Below are 11,773 nucleotides of genomic sequence, written 5' to 3'. Positions count from 1 at the left end.
TTTACGCAGCGGCACACTTTGTCCAGACCACATCCGCGAGATTTCGAGAATCTGCTGTGTGAAAAATGCGCCGCCATGTGATCGGGTGCAGGGCAGGGCGATGCCTGGCGCATGGCTCGGCCTTCCTTTCCATAACGCGCGGCCGCCGTTGTCGGCTGTCTGGGCTTGTGCCGCGCCCCAACCGCCCGTTGGTTCACGAGACCGCAATGAGGATAGTCAATCGACCTTTCTTTCATTTGTGAAAGGAAGCTCAGATGATAGAATTCCATCAGGTCATATATTTTCCCGCAGATAGATGTCGAACGGCAGAAATGTCTGCCCCGGTGTCTCCGCGGTGCCGGTCTCGATGGCCCGGACTACCAATGTCATCAGCTCCTGGCAAAGCCGGCTAAGTGGCGTGGCGACCGCCATCGTGATGATGTTATCTGCGAGCGCCGCCCGTGACTCCGGCGTGATTTCATTCACGATCGCCACGAGATCCTGACCTTGGCCCTCTTCACGAAGCGCGGAGATGGCGCCCTCCATGCCCCCGCCGGCCAGATAGAAGCCGGCGAGTTCAGGTTCCCTCTGCATGAGATCCAGCGTTGCTTCGTAGGTGATCTGCCGTTTCTCGAGGTTCATGAACGTATCGAGCACCTCGAATGTCGGCGCGTTCTCACGGAAATAGGAGCGAAAGCCAACATCGCGGAGCTCGTGCCCCTGGAAACGATGGCTGCCGACAAACACCGCCACCTTACCGGGCCGTTTTGCGACCCGGGAAAACATCCAAGCGGCCGTCCGCCCCACCTTACGGTTGTTGAGGCCGATATAGCCCTGGCGCACGCCGGTGGCGAAATCGGAAAGCAGTGAGAAAACCGGAATGCCTTTTGCCTTGAGCTCCTCGACCGCAGCCGTAATCTTCGGGTGGTCCGGCGCCACCATGGCGATGGCGTGGCAGCGTGCGCCCAAATCCTTGAGGAGCGCGACCAGGTCGCCCGGCACATGTGACGGCGCGAATTCGATGAGCGGAATACCATGGAAGGACTGGGCCGTGCTGACCGAGGCTTCGAGCTCGCGCGCGAGGTCTTGGTAGAATTTCTGGGCGGGTTTTCTCAAGATGAAGCCCAGCCGATAGTGCGGCAAGTCCCGCTGCAGGCGTTGCTTGATGAGACCGGCAGCATGATAGCCGATGGCGCGGGCGGCCTCGTGGACCCGCCGCGCGGTTTCCTCTCGCACGGGATGGCGGGCGTTCAGCACCCGATCGACTGTTGCGACGCTGACCCCGGCTTCGCGGGCAAGATCGGCAATTGTGGGACGCTTGGCCATGTTCCAATTCTGATTTGTTTTATGCCGTTGGCTCTCTATCGACCAGCGCGCCTCGGCCACGATCACGGGCGGCAAAAATGAAGGCGTGCGCATGCTCCGTGATCGACAAACAGGACTGCAAGCGTAGCCGGGCGCCTATCAACATACGATTCGTTTGCTTGTGGCACTCATAATTTTGCGCTCACCGCATTAGCGCTCTGATTCCATGAGCTCGCGAAGCGCCGTTTGGAGCCTGCGGTTCGATGTTTATTTCTTGTGACGAGTGCGACGACCTAACAGGTCGATGGGCGTTTGATCGGTTGGCCGGTTTAATGTCTCGACAATCTGGTGACCGCGGAAGGCGGCTTGCAACTGCACTTGGTCCAATTCGCCTTCCCAGCGGGCCACGACGAGCGATGCCACTGCGTTACCGACGAAATTCGTGAGCGCCCGGCATTCGGACATGAAGCGGTCGACGCCAAGGATCAGAGCCATGCCGGCAACGGGAACACTCGGTACTACGGAGAGCGTAGCGGCTAGCGTGATGAAGCCCGCGCCGGTGACACCTGCAGCACCCTTCGAGGAGAGCATCGCGACGAGCAGCAGGAGGACCTGATCGCCGATCGAGAGATCCGTATTCGTCGCCTGCGCGATGAAAAGGGCCGCAAGCGTCATGTAGATGTTGGTGCCGTCCAGATTGAAGGAATATCCGGCCGGGATGACCAGACCAACCACGGAGCGCTTGGCGCCAGCCTTTTCCATCTTTTCAATGAGCGAGGGCAGCGCGGCCTCCGAGGAGGATGTTCCCAGGACAAGCAGCAGCTCTTCCTTGATGTAGCGGATGAGAGAAAAGATCGAAAAGCCGTTGTAACGGCAGACCGCGCCGAGAACCCCGAACACGAAGAGGAAGGCGGTGAAATAGAACGTCCCGACCAGCATCGCCAGGTTCACGACCGAACCGACGCCATATTTGCCGACCGTGAAGGCCATGGCGCCGAAAGCGCCGATCGGCGCAGCCTTCATCAGAATGCCGACCAGCTTGAAGACGGGCGCGATCAGCGCCTGGAAAAAGCAAGTGACCGGCGTGGCCGTCTCTCCGGCCATCGCCAGAGCAATGCCGAACAGAACCGAGAAGAACAGGACCTGCAGGATGTCGCCGTCCGTGAAGGCACCGACGATCGTTGACGGGATGATATTCATCAGGAAGTCGGTCACGGACTGCTCGTGGGCTTTTGCGGTATAGGTATTCACGGCCTGGACATCGAGCGAGGCCGGATCGATGTTGAGGCCGGCGCCAGGCTGAACGACATTGGCGACGATAAGGCCGACGATCAATGCGAGCGTCGAAAAGGTGAGGAAATAGACCATCGCCTTGCCGACAACGCGGCCGACCTGCTGGAGATCGTTCATGCCGGCGATGCCGGTCGCAATTGTCAGGAAGATGACAGGGGCGATGATCATCTTGACGAGCTTGATGAAGGCATCGCCGAGCGGCTTCAGGCTCTCGCCGAGTTCCGGATAGAAATGGCCAATTGCGACGCCGAGGATGATGGCAGCAAGCACCTGCGCGTAAAGCCTGGCATAGAAGGGTTTGCGGGGCGCGGGACTCGCGCTGGGGACTTGTGGGGCTGACACTGTTTCTCTCCCTGACCGGATTGGGGCGGGCTGTTCATGCCCTTCACAGGCTTCTCCCATCGCGGCGCCGGTCGAACGCTGCTGCCATCTCGCCGCAAGTGCCGTGCCAAATGGAAGACCTGTGTCACAACGTCCTCTCCCGAGCTTTTGTCACGCCGCGCAAGCGGCCTTGTGCGGATAATCGCACTGTCTGCCTTCACCCCTAGGACGTAGTGACGATTTAAGGGTTTGGGATTCCCAAGGATTGGCAAATCAGATTCAACGCTGATTTTTGGAGATCGGCGATGGATTGCGATGCGCTTGGGGACGACCAGTGGGACCGGATCAAGGGTTTTGTGCCCGGCGGCACGAAAGGCAAGCGCGGCCCGCGTACAGATAATCGGAAGTTCCTCGACGCGCTGTTGTGGATGGCGCGTTCGGGTGGCCGTTGGCGCGACCTGCCGGAGCGGCTTGGCGATTACCGCTCGGTGAAGCGGCGCTATTATCGTTGGATCGGGATGGGTGTGCTGGACGATATGCTGGAAATGCTCGCCCGCGAAGCCGACCTCGAATGGCTGATGATCGACAGCACGATCGTGCGAGCGCACCAGCATGCCGCCGGGGCACGCAAGGTCAAAGGGGGGCGGATGCCCAGGGCCTGGGTCGGTCTCGCGGCGGCCTGAGTACCAAGATCCACGCCGCCACCGAGGCGCTCGGCCTTCCCATCCGCCTGATCGGCACCCCCGGCCAGCGCAACGACATCGCCTTGGCCCACGACCTGATCGACGGTATCGACGCCGATGCCGCCATCGCCGACAAGGGATACGACGCCGATCACCTCGTTGACAGGATCACTGAACAGGGCGCAGAGGTCGTCATCCCGCCCAAGCGCAACCGCAAGGCCCAGCGGCCATACGACCGCGATCTCTACAAGGAGCGCAACCGCATCGAGCGCTTCTTCAACAAGCTCAAGCAGTTCAGGCGCGTCGCAACCCGTTACGACAAGCTGCTCGCAAACTTCATGGGTTTCGTCAAACTCGCAGCGATCGCCATTTGGCTCAGATAGTTAAATCGTCACTACGTCCTAGCGGAATCTCGCACGAAGATTCGCCAACGGTCGGTCTGAAGAATGCATAAGATTGATAAGGGCGCGCCTTCAAGCAGGTCTTTTTGTTCCCTGGCAGATCGGCCGTCGGTCGACCTCTTGGGCTTGCGGTTTTGCTCGCCCCTCGCTTTTGTCGTCTTTGCGACGAGCCGCATCGTTGGCACCAGCAAAGGGCGTATTCCTTACGCGACCGTGTCCTTGCCGCGCTCGCGCTGCAATCGACACTTTGAAATAGGACGTCGAGAAGCAGAGACCGCTGGTTCCCGACCCGCGATGGTGCGGTTCAAAAGAGGCTTCGCAGTCGTCGCGCTCCCAAGGACGCCGCGCTCGACGACTTCGTGCCGTCGCACGCGAAACCGCCTGCTGTATCTTCTCCGTCATCAATGACGAGGGGAATGGCGGTTGCCGCAAGCAACGCCAGTGAGCCCACCAGTCTCGTCGGCAGCGATAACCTGTTCCGCCATTACTTCAATAGGCGTATGCGCTCGGCCGTCAGCGCGTGCCGGGGACCGCGGAGGCGCTGGGCAGACCTTCCTTCCATGACGCGCGGCCGTCGTTCTTGGCTGTCTGGCTTCTGCCGCCCAACAACCACCCGTTGATTTAGGAGACCGGAATGAGGGAGGAGAGTCAATCGAACTCTCTTTCATTTGTGAAAGGAAACCAGCCGTCTATGATAGCATTCCATCAGAAATTTCCCGGCAGATGGAATTGGAACGGCAATGTCTGCGACGTGATACGTCAGGCCGTTTCTCGCGCTTGACCGTGACCAGGGCCCGATCGGCCGCGACGTACAGTCCATCCGATCGAGGACAGCCCGACCGACCTCACGGCGGTCGGGCCCTGACCAAGGTGTTAAGGCGATGCAAAACTGCAAAGTGTTCTTCCGTCCCTTTTGCAAGTGACGAGACAATTAGAAGCTCTGCCGTCCAACGGACCAGCACCGGATTTAGGTTGCGTCAAACTAAAACACAAATGAGAACCCATTTCCATTGCCGGCACGCATAATGGAAAGTGCGGTTGCAGCCATCGAACGCCAATAACTGTATCCAGAAGACGGCAACATCAGCTTGAGGGAGGCGGCCTCCAATGCCTACGGCGTCTCCAAGGATCAGGTGATCGCAGGTAACGGATCGTCTGAACTCCTCGGGCTCATTTATAGAGCTTTCCTTGCCCCCGGGCGATAGGGTGGCGAGGATGTCGCCAGTTTTTTCGTTCAACTGCAAACTTGACATGATGCAAGGTGCTCAATTTCTCGAAATTGGATCGAGCGAAGCTAAAGCGCCATTTCTTGTTACTCCGAATGGTCGTCATTGGGCGTTCTGAAGCAGATGCGTATTCGCTCGCCGCACCTGCTTACGAATGATGGCTCAGGAGTTTTAGATTCGTTCACGACCTTAATGCCATCGCGACTCCGCCAAACTTGCCGCTGACCTTCGATGCAGCAATCGGGAGTGAATTGTGCGTAGTAGGATCGGCCGTCTATGCGAAAGACTCTGCTTGATCAGTTGGAAGAGGCAGGTTCCAACTAGCTTCTTTGTCAACGGGCATTTGGGAATCTGCCGCTAGATGCTTCCCTATACACCGCAATGACGATTCAATCCGAAATTACGACACGAGTTGGCTGACCATGAATTCGCTGTCCGATTGGTCGCTCCCGGTATTAGCTTCTACCTGGGTTGCGCGAGCTTGCAGGTTGCCGAAACGCCGGTTTCGCGGCGAAAGCGGAACGGATTTGACTTAGCGCAAAGACACAGGAGAGCCGCAGCGGTAAGAATGACAGTTATCGGCATAGGACGGTAAACCGTTGCGGACCTCGATCCTGACAAAATATCACAAGGCCCGCCTGCCTTGGTACACCATCTATCCGACTGTGCCGGAGTTCTCCGAGGCGGTCGGTGCCGAGTCATACAAGGAATGGCTGAGGGACCTGCCGGCCGAGGAATCGGTGTCACTCTATCTCCACATTCCGTTCTGCCGATCGTTGTGCTGGTATTGCGGCTTCCCTACCACCATCACCCGGCAGGATGCCCCGATCATCAAGTATCTCGCGGTGCTGCGTGACGAGATCCGGTTGGTCTTGGAGCAAGTGCCGCAACCGCTGCCCGTGAGCGACGTGCATTTCGGCGGTGGAACGCCGACCCTCATTGGGCCAGCGGAGTTCTTGGCCATGATGGAACTCCTGGGCCGCGGTTTCGCGTTGAGGAAAACGGCTATGGTCGCCGTCGAGATCGACCCACGAACGTTCACGGCCGAGATGGCCGAAGCCTTAGGAGCAGCCGGCGTGAACCGGGCGAGCCTCGGCGTGCAGACCTTCGACCCCATTGTTCAAAAAGAGATCAACCGGGTCCAGAGTGAGGCGCAAACGGCCGCTGCCGTCGAAATGCTGCGTCGACATGGAGTAAGCCGCATCAATTTCGACCTCATCTTGGGCCTCCCGCATCAGACGGTGCGGTCCTGCATCGAAACCGCGACGGCGGCGATCGCCATGCGCCCCAGCCGGCTTGCGGTGTTCGGCTACGCGCACATTCCGTCCCTTATAAAGAATCAGCGCCTGATCGACGAGGCAGCGCTGCCGGACAGCGCTGCTCGCGCCGAACATGCTGCGGCCGTAGCCGAGACGCTGGTTGCCGCAGGCTACCGAGAGATCGGGCTCGATCATTTCGCCTTGCCGGACGACGAACTCGCGCTGGCACAAAAAACCGGTCGCCTGCGGCGTAACTCGCTGGGCTATTCGGCCGACACCTGCAAAACCCTGATCGGGTTCGGCGCGTCGGCTATCGGCCGTGTCGGCGAGGGGTACGTCCAGAACGAGGTTACACGGGATTCCTACACCAGGCACATCGCAGCTGGGCATCTGGCGACGTCAAAGGGCTACCGCCTCACCGACGAAGACCGCGTGCGAGCCGCAATCATCGAGCGGCTGATGAGCGATCTCGAGGCCGATGTGCCGGCAATCTGCGCCGCCCATAGATCTGATCCGAGCCGCTTTCTCGATTCAGCTGAACGCTTGGCGATGCTGGCCGAGGACGGGATAGTGGACATCGAAAAGGGTTTCATCCGCGTGCGGCAGGAGCATCGCTTTGTGATTCGCGCTGTTGCTGCCGCATTCGATGTCTTTCTCGACCGGGTTGCCCCGTAAGCCCAGCCAGGCAGCGTGAGGGAGGCCAAAGGGATGACCGCTCGCCGCTAAACGGCAATGCTCCGGTAAATCACAACAAAGCCTTGGGCAACATGGCGACGCCGGTCCTGGTGGAGTGACCGAATTCGGCGTCAAGATCAGGACGAAAGCCTTGCTTCGCGACAAAACCGTCGCGCTCGGCATCCATCTGGATGCGCGACATCGGGAACGCCCACGCCTTTACCCGTCACATCGATGCCGGCGTCGTCTTGGTCAACTGTTTCGACCGCGCTGACATGGACCTCGAGGTGACTACAAGCAGACTGGGACCGGGCCGACAAATGCCTTGAAGCGCTGACACAATAGAGCGGAGCGCCTCTTCCCGCAAAAGGAATGCTACGTCAACAAGCATGCAATGTGACGCTGGGAGTAAGCGCGCCAGTGGCTGCGAGGAGCCAGTCAGGCGGCACCGAGCTCAAAGAATTTCGCATAAGGACCATGTGCGAAGTGTGCCCGCAACTCATCAAAATTCCATACCGTTTCGTGCAACGGGCGCGTTTCTTGGCGCTCAAGGACGCCGCTACCAGGGAGCTGAAGCGCTGGAACGCCAAGGAAATCCAAGACAGTTGCCACGCAAGCGCCGGGATCGCGAAGAAGCCACTCATACTCGATTCCGAGCATGTTAGTTAACCCGAAGGCGCTCACGACCCGAGCGTGGAAATCATCGGCAGCTTTGAAGTAGGCCTCACAGGCGGCGAGTGACAATGTCACGGGTGACGGTGGAGCGGTATTCTTGTCCGAACTGAACTTAAGCCACTGGCGAGTTTGTCTTGCCTGCACTAGCGATCTCAGCGATTCCAATGTGTTTCTGCGAATTAAAAGGATGACCTTGAGGCCCTCCCAACGGGCCAGTTGTCCAAAAAAGCCCGGACGCTCGTAAAACTGAGGTTCGTTGATCTTGCAGCCAACATGCGTCACCTTCTTGTCGCTTCTCGTCGGGTAGTGCAAGAAGGCCTGCTCCAGGAGTTCGCGATCGCTGCGTAGCAGGCGATCCTTATCGGGCCAATTCGTATCATATGTATTGAGCAACTCACCGTTGCTTAACACATTCGGATGCTCGTTTAGCAATTCTTCCAGGTAGTGCGTGCCACTCCTTGGCATCGCCAGGATTGCAAATGGCTCAGGAGAAGTGCGGAGATGGGTCATTGAGTGCGTTTCCGATTAACATTTGCGAAGGATCCAGCAAAGAATCCTGGCACCGCCGGCTCTTCAAACTGGGGGGTGGCTTTGCTCCGTAGCGCTCAGCACCTGCTCCGATTCCATCCGGACCTTCTATAACAGGTGACATCTTCGCTGGTGGTGTTGTGCGTCAGTTGCGCCGGCGCCTCGGCCTTCGATATCCGCTCGCGCCACTTCTTCCAATCCGAGCACGCTTACCTCCAGGCTGTAGCGATGCTGCACCCGTGTCTCCTTCTTTAAGTCGCAAGCAGTATCAACGCAGCAGACGTCGGCGAAGCAATGCAGACGACAAGAAGAATGCTACTACTGCGTAAATGCAAAGAGCGCCGATATGCACGCCGACATCAACAACCGGGCGACCGAGCATTGCCGGACGAATGAGGTCGATCGAATGTGCCAGCGGCAAGAAGCGTGTTACCTGCTGAAAGGCGCCAGGCAGTTGGTTGATTGGGAAGACAGCGCCGGACAGGAACAGCATGGGCGTGATCACGAGCGTCTGGTAAAACACGAAATAGTCGTAGCTCGGCGCAAGGGCGGTGACGACCATCGCCAAACTCGCAAAGGTTAGGCCAGTGAGGGCGATGACCGGCAGCGTATAGAGCACGGACGGCCAAGCCGCATAGCCCAGCATGGCGGCAATAATTGTAATTGCCGTACCGGCCAGGAAGGCCCTGGTGGCTGCCCACGCCAACTCACCGAGAATGATGTCGCCGAGGGTGAGCTGGGTGTACAAGATCGCTTCCCAAATGCGCCGGTCGCGCATGCGAGCGAAAGCCGCGTAAATTGTTTCGAAGGTCGAAGCGGTCATCGCGCTTGCCGCGATCATCCCGGCTGCCAGGAAAGCACTGTACGAGGTACCTTCAACGCGACCGACCATTATTCCGAGGCCAGAGCCTAGTCCGAAAAAGTAGATCATCGGATCGGCTAGGTTGCCGAGAATTGACGCAAATGCCACCTTCTTCCATGCCAGATAATTGCGGCGCCACACGGCAAGCCAATTCCACGCGTTGGCGGGTAGAGCCGCCGCAAAACCTTCGTCCATCATTCACTTCTCCATCTCGCGCCCGGTCAGCCGCAAGAAAACGTCCTCCAGATTAGGGGGACGCTGCAGAAGCCGCAGACCAGCGCGCTCGCGTAGCTGCACCCGCACCTGTTCCGGATCGGGCGCATAGCAATAGAGTGTTTCGCCGCTCATCTCGATGTGCTGAACGTAAGGCCTGATCAGCGAACTCAACTCCCGCGGATTGCCACCGAAGATCTCGATCACATGGCACCCGATATGCTTATCGATCAGGGCGTGAGGGCTGCCCTCGGCGATATTGCGTCCATGCTCGAGTACGCACAACCGATCGCAAAGCCGCTCAGCCTCCTCCATGAAGTGGGTCGTTAAAATAATCGTCTTGCCGCGCGCCAGCAGGATACGCAGGCGCTCCCAGATCAGGTGGCGCGCGTGCGGGTCCAAGCCGGTGGTCGGCTCATCCAATACGAGCAGCTGCGGGTCGTTGATCAACGCACGTGCCAGCGTTAGGCGCCGCTTCATACCGCCGGATAGCTCGGCCACACGTGCATTCGCCTTGCTCTCAAGGCGGGCAAACTCGAGGAGCGATGGGATCACCGCTTCAAGCTCGCGAGCGCTCTTGCCAAAATAGCGTCCGAAGACCAGCAGGTTCTCGCGCGCTGTAAACTCGAGATCAAGGTTGTCGAATTGAGGGACCACGCCGACGCGCATGCGGGCCCAGCGAGCGCGTGACGGCACAGGTTCACCAAGAACCGTGATCTTGCCCGCGTCTGGCGATATCATGCCGAGGACCATACGCGCGATCGTGCTTTTGCCCGCGCCATTCGGTCCCAGAAGGCCGAAGCACTCTCCCGGTGCAACGGTGAACGACAGCCCGTCGACAACGATTTTGTCGCCGTACGACTTCTTTACCCCGGTGAGTTCCATTGCAAATTTAGACATGCGCTTACGTCAGCCTTCGAAAAGCTATTCGGCCTGTGAGCTCCGCATGCTCGATGAGAAGCTCGGCTCGTCTGGGGTCAGAGCTTCTAGTCTTACTCGTCGCGGCAAATGCCGCCACACGTCGCCAGCCCCGCAGAGCATTGCGAAGGATCTTCCCTGTCAGTTGACCCAGTAATTGCGAGACGTGCTGTAGTCTTTGATACAGCAATCGTGATTTGCACGATGAATTGCCTGTTTCTCCTGTTTTGCACAGTGCCAATTTTGCGTGACAACCAATCACTATTGCTCAACGTACACAGCGCGTAGATTTTCACCGGAATTATCAGAAAGATTTGGATGAATGTGTGAAGAGCAAAGCCGAAAAATCGCAATTCACGTGCACGTAACGCTGCCACGCTGCAGCGAATCAATGTCATCGATGCGATCACCAGGACCGTCCACCACGGCATTTGGCCCGTGAGTGAGAGCTGCGCGATCCCTGTTAGTACTGAAACGGCGAGCAATAGCGGACCTAGATTCTGTCCGACCACGTCTAACGTGAGGTAGCCATTGAGGCTGGGCAGGAGGGGCAGCCCTAGCAGCGTGTCTCGAAAAGTGCTCCGCGCCCAGCGGAGTTGTTGGCGCAAATACGGCACCAGCCTGTCCGGAACGACTGTTGCGGCGATGGCGTCCGAAACGTATTCGGTTTGAAAGCCTGCTTTCAACATGAGGATCGTTAGATGACGATCCTCACCGAAGTCGCTCGGCTTCCCTCGAAACAGTTGCGTCTCGTACTGATCCAACAGGGAAACGAGCGCGGAGCGGCGGTACATAGCACATGGGCCGCAGCAACACATAACCGCACCGAAGCGAGCCTGTGCGGCGCGTTCCGTGTTGCAAGCCAGCCAATACTCCATATCGATCAATCGGGTCAACCAAGTGTCCATCCGGTTGCTGGCCGTCAACTGCCCCATGGCCGCCCCGATCACTGGATTTCGCATCTTTCGTGCAAGCTTGGTGATGACGTCGGATGCGATTGTCGTGTCCGAGTCGATGTTGAGCACCAAGTCTCCTGATGAGCGGCGTATCGCCGCAATCTGGGCCTTGCGCTTTCCGACATTTTTGGGAAGAAGAATGAAGTTGAATCTCGGGTCGCGCGCATAGGTATCGTGTACAGGTACGACGGCGTCGCAATTTGTAGAACCATCATCAACCACATAAACTTGCAGTTTTCCGGCGTATTGTTGGCTTGCGATGGAAGCTAGGCATGCCGAGAGCGTGCGCGGGTCCTCGTTGTAGCAGGGTACGATGACATCTACGCTCGGCCAAGGGTCGGGGCCGACCAGTTCGTCCGATGCTGACGAACCGTTTGTCCGCAGGGCATAAACCGCCTGCAAGCCTTCATATGCGGCCGAGAACAGCGCATAAAAAGACACGACGAAGGTACTGACTGGAGCTAGCAGGTCCATAGGAT

Annotated in this window: 9 protein-coding genes and 2 pseudogenes; 4 read left to right on the top strand and 7 right to left on the bottom strand. The window is 58.4% G+C overall.

Annotation, left to right across the window (positions count from 1 at the left end):
• Positions 1 to 273: 273 nt before the first annotated feature.
• Positions 274 to 1,305 carry a LacI family DNA-binding transcriptional regulator gene (locus ACFSQT_RS04375; protein WP_095084249.1) on the bottom strand — a complete coding sequence of 344 codons (1,032 nt, stop codon included), beginning with the start codon at positions 1,303 to 1,305 and terminating at the stop codon, positions 274 to 276.
• A 246-nt stretch (positions 1,306 to 1,551) separates the two neighbouring features.
• Positions 1,552 to 2,979: a dicarboxylate/amino acid:cation symporter gene (locus ACFSQT_RS04370; protein WP_095082104.1), complete on the bottom strand. Its 1,428-nt coding sequence runs from the start codon at positions 2,977 to 2,979 to the stop codon at positions 1,552 to 1,554.
• 224 nt (positions 2,980 to 3,203) lie between these two features.
• Between ACFSQT_RS04370 and ACFSQT_RS04365 the strand changes: the two genes are divergently transcribed.
• From ACFSQT_RS04365 to hemN, 4 genes and pseudogenes are all read left to right on the top strand, one after another.
• Positions 3,204 to 3,964 (top strand): IS5 family transposase gene (locus tag ACFSQT_RS04365; RefSeq protein WP_378925984.1). Its coding sequence is split into 2 segments (ribosomal slippage): positions 3,204 to 3,543 and positions 3,543 to 3,964, totalling 762 coding nucleotides; the frame shifts between segments, so codons are not numbered across the junction.
• Positions 3,965 to 4,871: 907 nt separating this feature from the next.
• Positions 4,872 to 5,278: pseudogene (locus tag ACFSQT_RS04360) on the top strand (histidinol-phosphate aminotransferase); the annotation flags it as partial.
• A 16-nt stretch (positions 5,279 to 5,294) separates the two neighbouring features.
• A pseudogene (locus ACFSQT_RS04355) lies at positions 5,295 to 5,628 on the top strand (LLM class flavin-dependent oxidoreductase); the annotation flags it as partial.
• A gap of 179 nt (positions 5,629 to 5,807) precedes the next feature.
• Complete coding sequence (gene hemN, locus ACFSQT_RS04350; protein ID WP_095082102.1) at positions 5,808 to 7,142, top strand: oxygen-independent coproporphyrinogen III oxidase; 1,335 nt, start codon at positions 5,808 to 5,810, stop codon at positions 7,140 to 7,142.
• Between the two features lie 70 nt (positions 7,143 to 7,212).
• Here the strand turns inward: hemN and ACFSQT_RS04345 are convergent, their stop codons facing one another.
• The 5 genes from ACFSQT_RS04345 to nodC form a co-directional block, all read right to left on the bottom strand.
• Complete coding sequence (locus tag ACFSQT_RS04345; protein ID WP_378921994.1) at positions 7,213 to 7,344, bottom strand: hypothetical protein; 132 nt, start codon at positions 7,342 to 7,344, stop codon at positions 7,213 to 7,215.
• Positions 7,345 to 7,580: 236 nt separating this feature from the next.
• Entirely contained in the window at positions 7,581 to 8,327 is a 747-nt protein-coding gene (locus ACFSQT_RS04340) for a sulfotransferase domain-containing protein (protein WP_095082100.1), read from the bottom strand.
• Between the two features lie 286 nt (positions 8,328 to 8,613).
• Positions 8,614 to 9,402: an ABC transporter permease gene (locus tag ACFSQT_RS04335; protein ID WP_095084248.1), complete on the bottom strand. Its 789-nt coding sequence runs from the start codon at positions 9,400 to 9,402 to the stop codon at positions 8,614 to 8,616.
• A 3-nt stretch (positions 9,403 to 9,405) separates the two neighbouring features.
• Positions 9,406 to 10,320 (bottom strand): nodulation factor ABC transporter ATP-binding protein NodI, encoded by a 915-nt coding sequence (gene nodI / locus ACFSQT_RS04330; protein ID WP_095082098.1) that lies wholly within the window; start codon positions 10,318 to 10,320, stop codon positions 9,406 to 9,408.
• Between the two features lie 92 nt (positions 10,321 to 10,412).
• Positions 10,413 to 11,768 (bottom strand): chitooligosaccharide synthase NodC, encoded by a 1,356-nt coding sequence (gene nodC / locus ACFSQT_RS04325; RefSeq protein ID WP_095082096.1) that lies wholly within the window; start codon positions 11,766 to 11,768, stop codon positions 10,413 to 10,415.
• Positions 11,769 to 11,773: the final 5 nt, after the last annotated feature.

Source organism: Mesorhizobium calcicola, assembly GCF_042682105.1.
Taxonomy (GTDB): domain Bacteria; phylum Pseudomonadota; class Alphaproteobacteria; order Rhizobiales; family Rhizobiaceae; genus Mesorhizobium; species Mesorhizobium calcicola.
The sequence above is the reverse complement of the archived record's forward strand: the minus strand, read 5'-3'. Positions and strand labels throughout refer to the sequence as shown.